The organism is Arthrobacter sp. R-11, assembly GCF_049913155.1.
Taxonomy (GTDB): domain Bacteria; phylum Actinomycetota; class Actinomycetes; order Actinomycetales; family Micrococcaceae; genus Arthrobacter.
This window is the reverse complement of sequence record NZ_CP183979.1, coordinates 3,839,345-3,856,115: the sequence shown is the minus strand read 5'-3', so window position 1 is coordinate 3,856,115 and position 16,771 is coordinate 3,839,345. Positions and strand designations below refer to the sequence as shown.

Genomic DNA, 16,771 nt, shown 5'->3' with positions numbered 1-16,771 from the left:
GGCCTAGTCGTCGGCCAGTGCATGCCGGACCTGCTCCGCCACCCGCGCGGCTGACAGTCCGTACTTGTCCAGCAAGTAGGCGTTGGGTGCCGACTCGGACCAAGCATCAGCAAGGCCCAGGCGGGTGACGGTTTTGCCCAGCGTTGTGCTGGTAACCAGTTCGCTCACCAGCCCGCCCAGTCCGCCAATGATGCTGTGCTCTTCGATGGTGAAGATTGGCGCTGGCCCCGAGAGTGCCGACAGGAGGGCGGCTTCATCCATTGGCTTGAGGCAGGGAACGTGGACCACCCGGGCCTCGATGCCTTGTTCAGTCAGCAAGCCTGCGGCGTCCATCACGCGCGAACTCTGGACTCCCGTGGAGACCAGAATGGCGTCGTTGCCCTCGCGAAGAACGTGGACAGCCCCCGGGGTGAAGACGTGACCGGGATCAAAGACATCGGCAACGGCATCTCGGGCGAGCCGCAGATAAACGGGGCCGTCGTGGTTGGCTGACCAACGGATGGCCGCCTCCGCTTCCAACGCGTCGGCCGGGGCAATGACGGTCATCCCCGGCATGGCCCGCATGATGGCAAGATCCTCGATGTCCTGATGGGTCTTCCCGCTGCTGCCGTTGAGGAGGCCCGCGTAGGATGCCGCGATTTTTACGGGTGCGCCGGTCTGCGAAACCAGCATGCGGATGGGATCCAGGGCGCGGTGGGTCAGGAATACACCGAAGGTGGAAAGCCAAGGACGGAAACCCATGGTGGACAAACCGAAAGCAACGCCCACCATGTTTTGTTCCGCGATGCCGATCTCAAAGAACCGGTCCGGGAAGGCTTCGGCAAACAGATCTGCTTTGGTGGACGTGGCAAGATCGCCGTCGACCACGGCTACGCGGCTGTCCGTGCCGGCAAGATCTACGAGGGTCTGGCCCCATACGTCGCGTTGCGCCTTCACTTTTCTTCTCCTTCAAATGCCTGGCCGAGCTCTGCCGCTGCAAGGGCCAACTGTTCCGGTGTGGCAACCCCGTTGTGCCACTTGTAGGTTCCTTCGGTAAAGGAGACGCCCTTGCCCTTGATGGTCCTGGCCAGGATCACGGTTGGCCGTCCCGAACCCCTCTGCGCGCGGACGCGGTCAAAAGCGCCCTGAATCTCCTCGAAGCTGTGCCCGTCGATATTGATGACGTTCCAGCCAAAGCCTGCAAAGACAGCATCGAGGTCCACGCCTGCCCAAGGGTTGGACCGGTCGAAGCGATCACCGTTTTCTGAGACAGGCCACCCGTACTGCTGGAGCCCGTTGAGGTCTATGACTGCGGTGAGGTTGTCCAGCTTGAAGCGGCGCGCCGTATGGACCGCCTCCCAGACCATCCCTTCTTCGAGTTCGCCGTCGCCAAGCATCACCCACGTGTGGAAGTCCGAGCCGAGCTGCTTCGCGGCCATAGCCATGCCGGCACCAGCGGAGAGGCCTTGGCCCAGAGAACCGCTTGAGGAGTCCACGCCCGGAGTCAGCTTCATATCAGGGTGGCCCTGGAGTCGCGAGCCGCCCTGATCGAAAGTGGCCAGTTCCTCAAGAGGGAAGTATCCGCGAAGAGCCAGAACCGAGTACAGGCCGATTGCGCAGTGTCCTTTGGAAAGGATGAAGCGGTCCCGGGCCGGATCCTGCGGGTTCTCCGGATCTACGGACAATTCGTTGAAGTAGAGGGAAACCAGCAGGTCCATTGCTGAGAGCGGGCCGCCAATGTGGCCGGCTTTGGCGTCCGCCACGGTCTTAATGACGTGCCAGCGGCCCGCGTCCGCCAACCTTTGGAGTTCGGCGGTTGCCGTTTTGCTTGCTTGCTTGATTGCCATGACGTTGTCCTCATCGATCGTGTCAGCAGGTCTGGTTAGACAATTATTACCGTGATCCGGACAACATGTCCAGATGGTGATAATTTATGAATGCAAGCTTTGCCTCTGGCTTGTCACCAGAACCTTCACGGCGCCACTGCCGGACGTTGCCTCGGTGAATGCGTCGGCCACCGCCTCAAGCGGATACTCCGAGATTGGAATCTCCGCCAAAGGAAGTGCGTGGCTGCTGATCAGCCGCACGGCTTCGGCGAAGTCGTCGGGCTCGTAGACGCGAACCCCGATGATCTCCTGTTCGGCAAATGCCAGCTCCCGCAAGTCCACCCCGGCAGGTCCGTGATGCACGGCCACGATGACAATCCGCCCCCGCACTGGCGCCGCCTCGGTGAGGAGCGGAGTGACGCTGTGGTGCCCTGCGCAATCGAAGATCACGTCCGCGGCGTCGTCGCTGTTCTCCCGGGCAACCGGCACTTCCTCCGGCGCGATCGCCCGGAGCCCGAGGGCTTCAACTATCTGTCGCCGGCGCTCGCTGGGCTCCACTACTGCTACGCCGGAGGTGCCAGCGTGCCGGGCAGCCAGGGCAACCAGGATGCCGATGGGCCCTGCGCCGAAAACCAGGGCGCGCTCACCCGGCAAAAGCCTCGCCCGGCGAACGGCATGGACGGCGACGGCGAGGGGCTCCGCCAGGGCGGCTTCTTTGGCTGGGACGTCTCCTGAAAAGGGGATAACGTTCCCGGCAGGCACCGCCATCAGTTCGGTCATCGACCCCGGCGCGTCGATGCCGAGCAGTCTAAGTTTTCGGCATACGTGCCGCAGTCCCCGGCGGCAGGCCCCGCAATCGCCGCAGGGCAACAGGGGGTTGACTGCAACCGTGGTCCCGGCGGGCGGTCCGCCGTCTCCGGAGTGCTCGACGATCCCTGTAATTTCGTGCCCCAGGACAAGCGGCAGGGAAGCTCGGGGGTGCAGTCCTTTCACGATCGGGAAGTCGGACCCGCAGATTCCGGTGTATGAGACGCGGATGAGGACGTCGGTGGCGGCCGGCTCGGGGTGTTGCTGCCATTCGGTGGCGAATTCGCCGGGCGCCCTCAAGACGGCCGCTCGCATGTTCGTGGTTGCTTCAGCGGCTGGTGTCGCCATCGACTGCTCCTTAGCGCAAGGGGTTCCTTCAAGTATTCGCTAAGTTATCATCAGGTGGACTCACAGTCCATAATTTGATAATCATCAAATGCGCTGGTTGAGGAGGCCGTTGTTGCGTCGCCCATGCGCCTTACGTATCGTGAGTCATGGTCTTTGTCCGCTACGTGAGAGGTTCCAATGTCGGAAGCAGCCGATCCCAGTGGCGGAATGAACCTCGTGACCAAGTCAGCCAGCGTCCTGCAAGCCATCGCCGAGGCGGGGGAACTGACCGTGGGTGAACTCGCTGAACGCACGGGCGAACCTGCGAGCTCCCTCTACCGGCTGCTCTCCACGCTTCAGGCAATCGGCTGGGTGGAAGACGGATCACGGCGGGGCAGGACGCGGCTTGGCTTGGATTTTGTTCGGCTGGGGGCAAAGCTGGAGGCCCAACTGGACCTCCGCGAGCTTGCGCGTCCAGAACTGGAACGGCTGCACGCAGACACCGGGCAGACATCATTCCTGTGTATCCGCCGTGGTCTTCGTGCCGCGTGCATCGACAGGATTGATGGCCTCGATGTCCAGATCCATAACCTGAGGCTGGGTGAGTCCATGCCCTTGGGCCAGGGAGCTGCGCCTCGAGCCATCCTTGCTTTCGAAACTCCGGACGTCATCGAGCGGTATTTGCGCGAGTTGCCCGAGGATGAACTTTTCGGGCCCGTGGCCAAAGATGCCGGGCAGCTTCGGCAACTTCTGCTGGAAACGGCGTCGGCAGGTGTCGCAGTTGCCCACAGTGATTGGGGGCAGGGGATAGGCGGTGTCGGCGCGCCGATCTTCAATCACCAGGGTGCCGTTGTGGGTGCGTTGTCCATTAGCGGTCAGACCCACAGGGTGTTCCACAGCGGCTATGACCCCGTCGCGATGGTCAAATCTGCCGCTACGGCGGTCAGCCGGGCACTTGGTGCCGTTTCTGCACCGGACGCAAAGGTGCTGGACGCGGAAAGCAGGGCGGTTTAGTGGCTGCAAGGCCTATCAAAGTCATGGCCAACAGCGCCGACCTCCTCAACGCACTTGCCGATAAGGGCCCCATGAGCGTGGTGGATATTGCCGAGGCCATTTCCATGCCGCGCCCCAGTGTTTACCGGCTGCTCGACGCACTGGAGCACGTGGGACTCGTCGCTATCCGGGATGACGGGCGCGCCCAACTGGGAACGCAGATCCTCCACCTTGCCAGTGCCTCGTTGGAAGGAATCCCGGAGGTTTCGGCGGCCCGCCCGGCCATGGCCCGGCTGAATGAACTTACGGGCCAGACTGTCTATCTCTGCGCTGTCCGTAATCAGCTGGTGACCTGCCTCGATTGGGTTAAGGGGACGAAAGTCACCCTCTTGCTGCTCAACCCCGGGGGCAGCCTCCCGCCACATGCCGGAGCAACATCGCGTGCCATCCTTGCATGGGACGAGGAACTCAGGGGCAGTGTTATCAAGTCCGCACCGCTGCAGGAACTCACGCCCCATACACTCACCACGCCGGAGCAGGTGGAAGCTGATGCCGCAGCCATCCGTGAACGTGGCTTCAGCGTGTCAGACGAAGACGTCACTATTGGTGTCGCAGCCATTGGGGTGCCACTGTTCGATGCCCGGGGGTCTCTGCGCGGAGCCTTGTCCATTGCCGGACTTCGTGATGACGTCCTGCCGTACCAGGACGAATACGTCGTGTTGTTGAAGGAAGCGGCGAATGAGGTTTCAGCAAGGCTTTAGCGCCCCCGCGGCGCGGGGCTGCGCGCACGCTGTCCAGCATCCCTGCGTACAATCGACTGAAACCGACAACTGAGGGACCATGAAAAAACTCACCACTGTTCTGCTCGCCGCCGGACTTCTCGTCTCGGCCTCCGCTTGCACCGCGCCGAAGCTGACCACGAAGGAAACCTGCGAGCGCCTCAACCTTGTTGTGTCGAGCCCGGGTGGGGCGAGCAAGGCGTCGATGAACCGCATCGCCAACGCCCTTCGCCCCCTCGAGGCCGTGGCTTCCGAGGAACTGCAGCCGTCGCTGGATGCCCTCCTGAAGTTCGCCGATGAGTCTGCCAAGCAGAACCCCGACGAGGACAAGCTCGCTGGCCTCACCGAGGAGTACCAGAAGGCAGGCGCCAAGTTCAGCGAGCTCTGCAGCGGCGCCTGAACCGTAGATTCCGACCGCCGGAAATGACCGGCACACGGAAAACTCCCCGCCTCGTCTTCGAACGAGGCGGGGAGTTTTCTCTTAACCGGCGCCAGCGGTGCCCCCGCAAACCTGGCCTTCGGCGGCCCCCGCAACCGCCCCCCGCAACCGCCCCCCGCAACCGCCCCCCGCAACCGCCCCCGCGACCGGCCCTTGGAAGCCGCGCCCCAAAACAGCACCGAAAAGTCACGGTTGACGCAATCTCTATTTCCTATAGGATCTTTTATGGGCTGCATCACATAGCCCACCGATCCACAAGCGCAACGGAGCACTATGCCAATCGAGCAGCCCCCTTACACCGCCGAGACTTGGCCCATCGCCACGTGCCTGCACGGGTTCCGCGCTGTCGGCCGCGACGGTACCGCCATGCACGACGCCCCCGCCGAGGTTTGGGACGACATGTTCGCCCAGGTCGCCGACGTCGGCTTCACCCTCGCGGAGCTTGCCGACAGCCACGTCCGTCCCGCCGACCTGGAACCATCCAGGCGCGACGAATTCCTTGCCGTCGCGCAGTCCCATGGCGTCGGAATCCCCTCAGTGCACCTGCAGCGGCAGAGCGTGATCATGCCGGGACAGGAGGAACGCAACCTCGAATACGCGCACCGCACCATCGACGCCGCCGCCGAGTGGGGTATGGAGGTCTTCTCCACCGGACTGCACCAGCCCTTCAGCGAGGCGCAGCGCGAGGCGCTGTGGTTCTGGACGGCCGAAGGACCCAAAGACCCGGACAGCCGCGAGATGTGGGACACCGCCGTCCGCCGCATCCGCGAACTCGGCAAGCACGCCGCCGAACTCGGACTCATCATGTCCCTGGAAATGTATGAAGACACGTACCTTGGCACGGCCGACAGCGCAGTGCGCTTCATCGAAGACGTGGGGCTTGAGAATGTCGGCCTCAACCCGGACGTCGCCAACCTCATCCGCCTGCATCGCCCGGTGGAAGACTGGCGCGAGCTGTACGACAAGACCCTCCCGTACGCCAATTACTGGCACGTGAAGAACTACACCCGGGACGAGCGTGCGGACGGGAGCTGGGCCACCTCCGTGCCTTCGACCATGGAGGCCGGCCTGATCAACTACCGCCAGGTCTTCCGTGACGCAGTGGCTGCCGGATTCAACGGCATCATCCTCGCCGAACACTACGGCGGAGACAGCCTCGGCGTCTGCGCCACCAACCAGAAATACATCCGCACACTGCTCCCCAAAGCCTAGGAGGCACCATGAGTGAGCCAACCATCGCCGTCGTCGGTTCGGGATACATGGGCGGAGGCATCGCGCAGGTGCTCGCCCTGTCCGGCGCGACCGTCCGGATCGCAGATATCTCCGAGGAGGTGGCGCGAAAGAACTACGAGCGCCTTCTCGAGGAAGCCCGTCAGTTCGTTGCCGACGGGCTTTTCCCCGACGACGCCGTCGAGCGCCTTGAACGCCACCTCTCGCCCGCCGCTTCTATCGAGGAAGCCGTGGCGGACGCCGATTTCATCGAGGAGGCCGTGCCGGAGAAGCTGGAGATCAAGCACGAGACACTGCGCCGGATCAGCGCCGCAGCCCGCCCGGATGCCATCATCGGATCGAACACCTCGACCATCCTCATCGCATCCCTGGCCGAGGCCGTCGAACGCCCGGAACGCTTTCTCGGCGTCCATTTCTCCAACCCGGCGCCCTTCATCCCCGGGGTCGAGCTGATCCCGCACCCTGGCACGGACGAATCAGTGCTGCCGTTCGTGGAGCGCATTGTGGCCGCCACCGGCAAGGAGAGCGCCAGGGTCAAGGACGCAACCGGATTCGTGCTGAACCGTCTGCAGTACGCCCTCTTCCACGAAGCCACCCAGATCGTTGAAGAAGGCATCGCAACCCCGGAAGACATCGACACGATCGTCCGTACGACGTTCGGCTTCCGGCTGCCCTTCTTCGGTCCGTTCGCCATCGCTGACATGGCGGGACTGGACGTCTACTCCTTCTGCTACGCGTCGCTGCAGACCCGCTGGCCGGAACGTTTCGCCACTCCCGAATCCCTCCGCGGCCTTGTCGACGCCGGGAAGTTCGGCACCAAGACCGGTGCCGGCTACCTGGACGTTCCGGCGGAGCGGACCCCGGAGCTGCTCGCTTACCGGAACCGGGCCTATGCGGCCATGAAGCAGCTGCTCGATGATCTCGGTCCCGCCCCGATCCACCCAGCCCCCGTCTCTTCTGACCTGAACTGACCTGAACTGACCTGAACGAACCTGAACGAACCTGAACGAAGGACCCCATGGACGATTTCGCACCAAGCCCCGCTTTCCCCGCCGAGCGCAGCGTCATCCTGACCGGCGCCGCTTCACCGCGCGGCATCGGCCGCTACGCCGCGCACTACCTCGCCGAGCGCGGCTGGAATGTCGGCGTCCTGGACCTGGACGCCGACGCCGCCAAGACAGTTGCCGCCGACATCGCCGCGAAGCACGGGGTCACCGCCGCCGGCGCCGGCGCGAACGTTGCCGACGAAGCACAGGTCCGGGCTGCGTTCGACGAACTCGAGGCCGCCCTGCCGCAGCTTGTAGCCGTCGTGAACCTGGCCGGTGTCTCCTCGCCGGTGCCCTACCTCGAGGTCACCCCGGAAGAATGGACCCGGGTCATCGACATCAACCTCCACGGCGTCCACCACTCCACCAAACGCGCGGTCGAGACCATGGTGCGCAACGGGGTCGGCCGCGTGGTGAACCTTTCCTCCGTCTCCGCCCAGCGCGGCGGCGGCACCTTCAGCAAGACCGCCTACTCGGCAGCCAAAGCCGGCGTCCTCGGCCTGACCCGCAGCCTGGCGCGCGAACTCGGCCACCAGGGCGTCACCGTCAATGCTGTCTCGCCGGGTCCGATCGACACCGACATCATGGGCGGCACCCTCACGGATGAGCGCAAGGAGAAGATGGCGGCCGACGGCGTGCTGCCGCGCATCGGCACCCCGCGGGACATCGCCGCAGCCATCCACTACCTCATCGGCGAGGACGCCGGATTCGTGACGGGCCAGACCCTGAACGTTGACGGCGGCCTCTACATGCACGGATGAGCGCCCGCCGCTGGTCGGCGGGGAGGATCGTCTTCCTCCTTGTCGGCTTGGCCCTGGTTGTCTTCGGCGTCGCCCAGATCGCCCCGGCCATTTTCCAGTAGCCCTTTTCCGGTAGCCCGTTCCACTGATCCTTCGCACACCCACACCCATCCACGCATCCACTCAAAGGAGAGCGGACATGTCCTCACCCACGCAGGTCATCGACGTGCTCAGCACGAGTCCCGTGCTCAAGACAGCCATCAAGAAGGCCGCGAAGCATCTCATGCCGATGCTCATCATCCTGTACTTCGTCGCCTTCCTCGACCGCACCAACGTCGGCTTCGCGGAAGCCGCGCTCAAGGTCGACCGAGGTGTCTCGGACGGCGCCTTCGCCCTCGGCGCCGGCATCTTCTTCATCGGTTACGCCCTCTTTGAAATTCCCTCGAACCTGCTCCTGAAAAGGTTCGGCGCCAAGTTCTGGCTGGCCCGCATAGCTGTCACCTGGGGCATCACTGCGGCTGCCTTCGCGTTCGTCACCGACGAGAGAATGTTCATCATCCTGCGCTTCCTGCTCGGCGTGACGGAAGCCGGCCTCTTCCCGGGTGTCATCATGTACCTCGCAGCCTGGTTCCCGAACAAGGTGCGCGTGCAGATGTTCGCCCTGTTCTACTTGGCCCAGCCGTTCTCGCAGATGCTTGGCGCCCCGCTCTCCGGCGGACTCATCGCGCTGGGCGGCGCGACCGCCTGGCACGGCTGGCAGGTGATGTTCTTCGTCGAAGGCATGCTCGCCGTCGTCGCCGGTGTTGCCGCACTGTACTTCCTCATCAACTCGCCGCAGGACGCGAAGTTCCTCAACGCCGAGGAGAAGGAGGCCCTTGAAACCGTCATGGCCACTGAGGACGCCGTACGCACCGAGGACGGCCCCAACGGCATCTGGGCCGCGATGGCCAACTGGAAGGTCTGGTACTTCACGGTCATCTACTTCTGCCTCCAGATCGCCGTGTACGGCACCACCTTCTACCTCCCCCAGCAGGTCGCCTCGCTGCTGGGGAAGAAGGTCGGCTGGGAGGTCGGTGTGGTCTCCGCGATCCCGTGGCTGGTGGGGCTGTTCGTCTGCTACTTCGCCGGCCGTGCCGCCAACACGGTGCTGCGCCGCCGCAACTGGGGCACCCTCTGCTACCTGATGACCGGCGTCTTCATCCTCGGCTCCGCGTGGGCCGGCGCCAACGGCCAGCCGATCCTCGGCATCGCCTGCATCACCTTCGCCGTGGCGAGCTTCCTCACGGTCGGCCCGATCACCTGGGCCTACCCCACGGCGTTCCTCACCGGTTCCGCGGCAGCAGCGGGCATCGGCCTGATCAACTCCCTCGGCAACCTCGGCGGCTTCGTCGCACCGATCATGCGCACCAACATCAACGCATCGGTGCCCACCCCGTCCGGCGCCTGGGGTGTCGTCTCCCTCGGGGTGTTCGCCTTCCTCGCAGCGGCCATGCTGTTCGCCACGAAGTACTTCAAGGGCGCCAAGTCTGACCGGTTGCTAGACAACTCCACGGTCGGCCACTGAAATTACGACGGCGGCCGGTCACCCCGCGGGTGGCCGGCCGCTTCGCGTGTGCTTCAGGGGAGGTGTTCAGCGGGAGGCAACGTCGAGGCGGGCGCGGTAGCGGACCTTCTCGATGTGGTCGCGCATCGCGGCGGAAGCCGCTTCCCCGTCGCCGCGGCGAAGCCCGTCAAGGATGAGTCCGTGCTCGATGACGGCGTCAGAGGCGTCGCTGACGCCCGAGCTGACTGTCTGGCGCATGCGGTGCACGCGGATGGAGATCGCCTCCGACATGTCCAGCAGGAACGGGTTCCGGGTGCCTTCGAAAATGAGGTGGTGGAACTGCCAGTCGACGGCGAAGTATTCCCTCAGCAGGTCCACCGGCGCAGGTCCGCCGGCTTCGAAGGCCCCGCGCACCTTTTCGCCGAGCTCGCGCTGCTTCTCCAAGGTGGCATCGAGCTCCGGCACAACGGTGGCGGCGTGGCCGGCGGCCAGTTCGGTCGCCCCGCATTCGAGCACCAGCCGCGCATCGAACAGGGCCTCAAGCTGGCCGCTGTGGATCGGCGGGGCAACCCGGTAGCCTTTGAGGGCCTCACGCGTCACCAGGCCGGTGCGTTCGAGCTGCACGAGGGCTTCACGGACGGGCGTGGGGGAGACTTTGAGGTCGCGTGCGATGACGTCGATCGAAAGCCGGGTACCGGGGGCGATGTCCGAGGTCATGAGCATGTTGAGGATCAGTTCGTAGACGCTGTCGCGCAACCCCTTGCGCTGCGGGGTGCCTCCCGCAAGGGGATATACGGTCTCAGACATCGGTTCCTCCTGCACCGATGCTATCAGCGGCCTTGCTGCCGGTTCCGGCGTCGGACGGCTTGTGACCGGCGATTTCCGTCACCTCGTCGAGGATGGTGGCGACGGCGGCCGGATCGTGGGCGAAACGGCCCAGGAACAGGCCGTCCACGCTATGTCCGACCAGGCTGAGCAGCCCCGGCCCCGCGCTGCCGCCGTAGATGACGGCGGATCCCACATGGGCGGGCAGGCCTCGAATGTGGTCACGCAGGGCCGAGCAGACCGCGGCGATGTGTTCGGGCGCCGCCGGCTCCGGGGCGCCGATCGCCCAGTGCGGTTCGTAGGCGACAACGATCCGGCCTGACAAGCCGGACGCCCCGGCCGAGGCCAGGGCGTCGTCAAGCTGCCGGAGGCATTCTGCCGCGGCTGCCGGCGGGTCGCCGCGTTTCGCTTCGCCGATACAGAGCAGGGGAACGAGCCCCGCGCGCAGGGCTGCCGTGGTTTTGGCCCGGACGACGGCGTCGTCCTCACCGAAGAAGCGGCGCCGCTCGGCATGGCCGATCTCCGCCAGTTCGCAGCCGAGCTCGGCGGCCTGCGGGCCGCTGACTTCCCCCGTGAACGCCCCGGAATCCTCGGCGGCGAGGTCCTGCACCCCGACCATCGCGGCGCCGTCGAACACCTCCAGGGCTCCTGGCACCGAAAGGTAGCCGGGCACCGCGAAGACGGCGGCATCCCCCGCCCGGACGGCCGGATGCGTGCGCGCGATGGCCGCCACGGCGCGGCACCATTCCATGGTCCGGGCGTGGTTGAAGTACATCTTGGTGCTTGCACCGATGAGGAAGCGTGGGAATTCCCGCACCCTCAGGCCCCTTCGTAGCTGCAGATCTCGCGGACCTTGTCGTTGGAGGCGCTGGCGGGGTCGAAGACGTAGCCGAGCCATTCGCGCACGTTCCGCCGGGCCTGCTCGATGCCGACAACCCGCTGGCCCATGCACAGGATCTGGGCGTCGTTGGAGAGGATGCTCCGTTCCACCGAGAAACTGTCGTGGGCTGTGACCGCGCGGATGCCCTTGACCTTGTTCGCCGCGATCGCGACCCCAAGTCCCGTGCCGCAGATCAGGATGGCCCGGTCGGCGTCGCCGCGGGCCACCATCTCAGCCGCCGCCGTGGCGACCGCCGGGTAGTTGGTGTGCGAGCCGGCATCGACTCCGACATCGGTCACCGCGGCCACAGCCTCGTTGCCTTCGAGGTCGCGCTTGATGATTTCCTTGTAGTCGAATCCGGCGTCGTCCGAGCCGACGACGATGCGCCAGGGGGTCATGTTTCTCCTTGGGTTGGAAGCTGTATTCAGGCCGTGACGGCTGCGGTTTCGAGCACCGCGTGGACGCGCCGGGCGATGAGCGCGAGGGAGACGGCGCCAGGGTCCGGGACGCCGAGCGACTTTTCGCCGTGGGTGCGGGCCCGGCCCATCCCGGGAAGGAGATTTGCGGTCGTCTCGGCGGCCACTGTCGCGGCTTCGGCGGCGGCCAGCCAGGCGTCGGCAAGGTTGTTCCCGGCGGCGACGCGGGCGGCGAGGGTGTCAGCGAACGGCACGAGCGAATCCACGAGGGTCTTGTCTCCCACGGAGGCCTTCCCGTAGGCCATCACGGCCTCCTTTGCGGCGGTGATGCCTGCCGCAACGCGGGCCGCGGTGGCAGGCTCCGTGTTGCCCAGGTGCCCGGCGACGGTGCGCAGGATCAACCCCCAGATTGCCCCCGACGTTCCTCCGGCCCGGTTGGACCAGGCATCGCCGGACAGGGCCAGCACGGTTTGGGCCCCGGCGCCGCGGGCGGCCAGGCCGGACGCGGCGGCGGAGGCCGCGGCGGTGCCGCGCTGCATGCCGATCCCGTGATCGCCGTCGCCGGCGATCGCGTCGATCCGGCCGAGCTCTTCGGCTGCTTCGTCGATTGCCGTGCGCATCTCCCCAAGGGCCGCCGCGATCCGGGCGGCCGCACGCCGGGAGTCCTCGCTCGATTCCGGAAGGGTGTCCTCCTCAGCCGGCCACGCGCCGTCGTCGTCGGCCACGGTCTGGAGGGAACCGGCGTCAACGGCGCCGGTCCGGAAGGCGGGTGTGTCCGCGGGAGCGAGCCAGAGGCGCTCCAGTTCCTCATCGAGCCAGAAGAGGGTGAGCGAAACCCCTGCCATGTCGAAGCTCGTGCAGAATTCGCCCACCTGCGGGTCCACGATCTCCACGCCTGCTTCCTCCAGGAGTTCGGCCACGCGGGAGAAGACCACGAAGAGTTCCTCGCTCTTGACCGAGCCGAGCCCGTTGAGCACCGGAACCACGCGGGCGCCGCGGGCCTGGACCCCCTCGGGGAGCTCCGGGCCGCCAAGGAGGTGCCGGATGAACAGTTCGGCCAGGCCCGCCGCGCTGGGAATGTCCGTCAGTTCGATTCCCGGTTCCCCGTGGATGCCGAGGCCGATGGCCATCCGGCCTTCGGGCACGGTGAACAGCGGGGAACCGGCGCCGGGCAGCGTGCAGCCGGAGAACGCAACGCCCATAGTGCGGGTGCGGGCGTTTGCGGCCCGGGCGACCCGTTCGACGTCGTCGATCCCGTACCCTGCCGCGGCAGCGGCACCGGCGGCCTTGAAGACGGTGAGGTCGCCGGCGATGCCGCGGCGCTTGTGCTGTTCGCCGGGCGAGGCGCTGAAGATGTCGTCGGTGACGAGGACGGTACGGCAGTCGATGCCGTCCTTGCGCACGGCCTCCTGCGCGGCGCCGAAGTGCAGCACGTCGCCGGCGTAATTGCCGAAGGTGAGGAGGGTGCCGCGGCCCTGCTCACTGGCGCGGACCACCGATTCGACCTGCTGCGCGGAGGGCGAGGCGAAGAGCTGGCCCATCGCCGCGCCGTGGGCAAGGCCGGGGCCGACGAGGCCGCCGAATGCGGGGTAATGGCCCGAGCCGCCGCCGATGACGACCGCCACCTCCGGATCCACGGAACGCGTGGAGCGGGAGACTCCGCCCGGTACGCGGCGGACCCAGCGTCCGTTGGCCCGGACGAAACCGTCCACCACGTCGTCAGCGAATGAAGCGGGGTCGTTCCAAAGCCGGGTCATCAGGTTTCCTCATCGTCGAGTGCCACGAACATGTTTCCTATAGGATATTGGAAGATGTGTGGGCGCCGTCAAGTGAGGGGTTAAAGAAGAATTGGGTGGCGGAAGCGGCGCGGCTTAGGTGGCGAGTGCTGCTTCGTTGGGGTCGTTGTTAAGGCGGTCGCGGTTAAGGCGGTCGCGCAGTTTGTAGTGCTGTAGCTTGCCGCTGGGGTTGCGGGGGAGTTCATCGACGAAGCGGATCTCGCGCGGGTATTTGTACGGGGCGATCGTTTGCTTGACGAAGTCCTGGATCTCCCTGAGCTTCGCCGCGTCGGCGGGAACGCCGGGGCGCAGGACGATGAAGGCGCAGACCACCGCGCCGCGGGTCTCGTCGGGGATGCCGATGACGGCGTTTTCGATGACGTCAGGGTGCTGGTCGATCACGGCTTCCACCTCGGGGGCGCCGATGTTGTAACCCGAGGAGACGATCATGCTGTCCGAGCGGGCCTGGTAGCTGAAGTAGCCGTCCTCGTCCCTGGTGAAGATGTCGCCCGTGACGTTCCAGCCGTTGACCACGTAGTTCGCCTGGCGCGGGTCGTCGAGGTAGCGGCAGCCGGTGGGGCCGGCCACGGCCAGCCTGCCGGGCTCGTTCGGGCCCAGTTCCTTGCCTTCGTCGTCGAGGATCGTCGCCCGGTAGCCGGGCACGGCCCTGCCTGTGGTGCCCGGCCGGATGTCGTCGCCGGCGGCCGAGATGAAGACGTGCAGCATTTCCGTGGCGCCGATGCCGTTGACCAGGCGCAGGCCGGTGGCTCCCCGGACCGCTTCCCAGGTCTCCCTGGACAGGTGTTCGCCGGCAGAAACCGCCAGGCGCAGTCCCCCGAGGAGGGCGCCCTTGCCTTCCTTGAGGATGGCCCGGTATGCGGTGGGGGCGGTGAACAGGATTGACGCTCCGGATGCCGCCGCGTGCTCGGCCAGCTCCACCGGCGTCGCGCGCTCAGTCAGCAGCGCTGAGGCGCCGAACCGCAGCGGGAAGATGACCAGCCCGCCCAGCCCGAAGGTAAAGGCGATAGGCGGGGAGCCGGCGAAGACGTCATCCTCCGTGGGCTGCAGGATGTGGCGGGCAAAGGTGTCAGCGATAGCGAGGATGTCCCGGTGGAAGTGCATGGTCACCTTGGGCACCCCGGTGGTGCCCGACGTCGGACCGAGCAGCGCGACGTCGTCGGCCGCGGTTTCCACCGCGGTGAACTCACCGCTCTTGGCGGCGCAGCGGGCGGTGAAGTCACCGATGCCGGATCCTCCGTACGAAAGGACGGTGACGCCGTCGCCCGCCGCGGCAGTCAGATCCTCCACGAAGCGGTGGTCGGAGACCGCGAGGACGGGTTTCGTCAGCCCGATCAGGGTGGCGATCTCGGCGGCCCGCAGCATCGGCATGGTTGTCACGACGACGGCCCCGGCCTTCAGCACGCCCAGCCAGGCCGCGACGAGCCAGGGATTGTTCGGCCCCCGCAGCAGGACCCGGTTGCCCGGAACCACAGCGAAATCCTCGGTGAGCACCTGGGCTGCCTGGTTGGACCGGAGTTGCAGTTCACCGTAGGTCCAGACCTCGCCGTCGGGGGTGCGCAGGGCCGGCCGCTCGGCACCGTGGGCGGCCACCGCGTCGTCGATCAGGGCGGCCGCGGCGTTCAGTTTCGCCGGGAACTGGAGCTCCGGCAGGGTGAACTCGAGGGTGGGCCACGTGCCGGCGGGCGGCAGGTGGTCACGGGTGAAGCTGTCCTCGTGGGCCGACGTCGTCATTGCCATGGCCGTTCCTTTCAATAATCCAAGTATCGTCGCGGATCAGGCGCGGATCATTCCCTCCTGGGCAACCGTTGCCAGCAGGCGTCCTTGCCTGTCGAAGAAGCGGCCCATGGCCAGGCCCCGGTTGCTCTGCCCGGAAACGGCCTCCTGGGCGTACAGCACCCAGTCGTCGGCGCGGCCGGCCCGGTGGAACCACATGGAATGGTCCAGGCTCGCGGTGGTGAGGCCCGGGCTGGACCAGTGCAGACCGTTGACCCGGAGCAGGGGCTCCAGGATGGTGTAGTCGCAGACGTACGCCAGCGCCGCACGGTGCAGATCGGCCGTGGCGTGGTCATCGGCCAGCTCGGGCAGCCGGTCGAAGGCCTTCACCCAGATGGCCTGCTGCGGAACGGCTCCGCCCTCCAGCTCCACGTACACCGGGCCGGGGATGTGGCGCATGTCGAAGCTCCGGCCCGAAGACCAGTACCCGGCGGCGGGGCCTTCGATTCCCTGCAGCACGTCCGCGGCGCTCCTGAGCGATTCGGGCTCGACGGCGGCCGGCGCCTCCGGCTGGAAGTCCGGGCCGTCCTCGGGAACCTGGAAGGAACCCATCGCGGCGTAGACGGCCTTGCCGTTCTGGTAGCCGCGGACGCTGCGGGTGGAGTAGCCGCGTCCGTCGCGCAGCCGCTCCACTTCGTAGCGCACGGTCGATCCGATGTCGACCGGGCGCATGAAGTAGCTGTGCATGGAGTGCAGGGAGCGGTCGGTATCCACTGAATGCATCATGGCCGCGGCGGCCTGGGCCACCATGTCGCCGCCGTAGGCCTTGGGCCAGGGGACGTATTGGGTGGTGGCTTCATAGGCTTCGTCGTGGATGAGGGCCGGGACCGCCGTCAGGGCGATCGCGTTGAGGAAGGTCTGGGAGGTCAGGGTTCCGGTGGCCATGTGCTCAAGCCCTGCGGAAGCCGGCGAGGGTGTCGTCGGCAACGTCGGGGAGGTTGACCACGAGGTTTTCCGGCGTGCGCGCGGTCAGCCAGACAAGCTCTTCGGTCACGGACATATTCGCCTCCACATGGGGCATGAACGGCGGGACGAAGACCCAGTCCCCGGCCTTCATGTCCAGGAACTCGGAGTAGTTTTCGCCGAAGTAGATGCGGCCATGCCCGCGCAGGACGTAGCCGCCGGTTTCCGCTTCGCCGTGGTGGTGCGGCAGGGACCGGTAGCCCGGGACGTTGGAGACCTGGCCGAACCAGATCTTCGTGGCCGGGGTGTGCTGGATGCTGACCCCGGAAACCCGCACGCAGTCGCCGGACTGGGCGGTGTTGGTGTCCTCTTCGCCGGCGCGGGTGACGACAGGGATGACCTTGCCGTCGGGCTGGGCGTAGATGGAGTTGTCGCCTTCAAGGCGGTAATCGGTGATGGTTTCGCTCAT

17 protein-coding genes are annotated in these 16,771 nt (G+C 66.2%); 7 read left to right on the top strand and 10 right to left on the bottom strand.

Translation table 11 applies throughout. From position 1 onward, the window contains the following. Nucleotides 1-3 precede the first annotated feature (3 nt). From ACN9M4_RS17540 to ACN9M4_RS17530, 3 genes are all read right to left on the bottom strand, one after another. Nucleotides 4-936: a transketolase family protein gene (locus ACN9M4_RS17540; RefSeq protein WP_426300134.1), complete on the bottom strand. Its 933-nt coding sequence runs from the start codon at nucleotides 934-936 to the stop codon at nucleotides 4-6. Beyond that, nucleotides 933-1,826, bottom strand: a complete 894-nt coding sequence (locus tag ACN9M4_RS17535) for a transketolase (RefSeq protein WP_426300132.1) — start codon at nucleotides 1,824-1,826, stop codon at nucleotides 933-935. The genes ACN9M4_RS17540 and ACN9M4_RS17535 overlap by 4 nt, the downstream gene beginning before the upstream one ends. An 84-nt stretch (nucleotides 1,827-1,910) precedes the next feature. After that, nucleotides 1,911-2,960, bottom strand: a complete 1,050-nt coding sequence (locus ACN9M4_RS17530; RefSeq protein ID WP_426300130.1) for a zinc-dependent alcohol dehydrogenase — start codon at nucleotides 2,958-2,960, stop codon at nucleotides 1,911-1,913. A 177-nt stretch (nucleotides 2,961-3,137) separates the two neighbouring features. Between ACN9M4_RS17530 and ACN9M4_RS17525 the strand changes: the two genes are divergently transcribed. The 7 genes from ACN9M4_RS17525 to ACN9M4_RS17495 all read left to right on the top strand — a co-directional run bounded on the left by ACN9M4_RS17525 (nucleotide 3,138) and on the right by ACN9M4_RS17495 (nucleotide 9,730). After that, nucleotides 3,138-3,953 (top strand): IclR family transcriptional regulator, encoded by an 816-nt coding sequence (locus ACN9M4_RS17525; RefSeq protein ID WP_426300128.1) that lies wholly within the window; start codon nucleotides 3,138-3,140, stop codon nucleotides 3,951-3,953. Between the two features lie 23 nt (nucleotides 3,954-3,976). Next, a complete protein-coding gene (locus tag ACN9M4_RS17520) occupies nucleotides 3,977-4,693 on the top strand; it encodes an IclR family transcriptional regulator (RefSeq protein ID WP_426300126.1) in 717 nt (238 codons plus the stop codon). A 79-nt stretch (nucleotides 4,694-4,772) separates the two neighbouring features. After that, nucleotides 4,773-5,111 (top strand): hypothetical protein, encoded by a 339-nt coding sequence (locus ACN9M4_RS17515; protein WP_426300124.1) that lies wholly within the window; start codon nucleotides 4,773-4,775, stop codon nucleotides 5,109-5,111. Nucleotides 5,112-5,423: 312 nt separating this feature from the next. Next, nucleotides 5,424-6,362, top strand: a complete 939-nt coding sequence (locus tag ACN9M4_RS17510) for a sugar phosphate isomerase/epimerase family protein (RefSeq protein WP_426300122.1) — start codon at nucleotides 5,424-5,426, stop codon at nucleotides 6,360-6,362. 8 nt (nucleotides 6,363-6,370) lie between these two features. Next, on the top strand, nucleotides 6,371-7,351 hold the full coding sequence (locus ACN9M4_RS17505; protein WP_426300120.1) for a 3-hydroxyacyl-CoA dehydrogenase family protein: 981 nt from the start codon (nucleotides 6,371-6,373) through the stop codon (nucleotides 7,349-7,351). 47 nt (nucleotides 7,352-7,398) lie between these two features. Further along, nucleotides 7,399-8,187 (top strand): SDR family NAD(P)-dependent oxidoreductase, encoded by a 789-nt coding sequence (locus ACN9M4_RS17500; protein WP_426300118.1) that lies wholly within the window; start codon nucleotides 7,399-7,401, stop codon nucleotides 8,185-8,187. A gap of 178 nt (nucleotides 8,188-8,365) precedes the next feature. Then, complete coding sequence (locus ACN9M4_RS17495; RefSeq protein WP_426300116.1) at nucleotides 8,366-9,730, top strand: MFS transporter; 1,365 nt, start codon at nucleotides 8,366-8,368, stop codon at nucleotides 9,728-9,730. Between the two features lie 66 nt (nucleotides 9,731-9,796). Here the strand turns inward: ACN9M4_RS17495 and ACN9M4_RS17490 are convergent, their stop codons facing one another. The 7 genes from ACN9M4_RS17490 to ACN9M4_RS17460 all read right to left on the bottom strand — a co-directional run bounded on the left by ACN9M4_RS17490 (nucleotide 9,797) and on the right by ACN9M4_RS17460 (nucleotide 16,771). Next, nucleotides 9,797-10,516 carry a GntR family transcriptional regulator gene (locus ACN9M4_RS17490; protein WP_426300114.1) on the bottom strand — a complete coding sequence of 240 codons (720 nt, stop codon included), beginning with the start codon at nucleotides 10,514-10,516 and terminating at the stop codon, nucleotides 9,797-9,799. Continuing rightward, nucleotides 10,509-11,351: a triose-phosphate isomerase family protein gene (locus ACN9M4_RS17485; RefSeq protein WP_426300112.1), complete on the bottom strand. Its 843-nt coding sequence runs from the start codon at nucleotides 11,349-11,351 to the stop codon at nucleotides 10,509-10,511. The genes ACN9M4_RS17490 and ACN9M4_RS17485 overlap by 8 nt, the downstream gene beginning before the upstream one ends. Nucleotides 11,352-11,353: 2 nt before the next feature. Further along, nucleotides 11,354-11,812 (bottom strand): ribose-5-phosphate isomerase, encoded by a 459-nt coding sequence (locus ACN9M4_RS17480; RefSeq protein ID WP_426300110.1) that lies wholly within the window; start codon nucleotides 11,810-11,812, stop codon nucleotides 11,354-11,356. Between the two features lie 26 nt (nucleotides 11,813-11,838). Continuing rightward, nucleotides 11,839-13,587, bottom strand: a complete 1,749-nt coding sequence (locus ACN9M4_RS17475; RefSeq protein WP_426300108.1) for a dihydroxyacetone kinase family protein — start codon at nucleotides 13,585-13,587, stop codon at nucleotides 11,839-11,841. Nucleotides 13,588-13,701: 114 nt separating this feature from the next. Continuing rightward, the gene (locus ACN9M4_RS17470; RefSeq protein WP_426300106.1) at nucleotides 13,702-15,363 is read right to left on the bottom strand and encodes an AMP-binding protein; all 1,662 of its coding nucleotides are present in this window, start codon (nucleotides 15,361-15,363) and stop codon (nucleotides 13,702-13,704) included. 36 nt (nucleotides 15,364-15,399) lie between these two features. Then, nucleotides 15,400-16,284: an acyl-CoA thioesterase gene (locus tag ACN9M4_RS17465; protein WP_426300104.1), complete on the bottom strand. Its 885-nt coding sequence runs from the start codon at nucleotides 16,282-16,284 to the stop codon at nucleotides 15,400-15,402. A 4-nt stretch (nucleotides 16,285-16,288) separates the two neighbouring features. Continuing rightward, a complete protein-coding gene (locus ACN9M4_RS17460) occupies nucleotides 16,289-16,771 on the bottom strand; it encodes a cupin domain-containing protein (RefSeq protein ID WP_426300102.1) in 483 nt (160 codons plus the stop codon).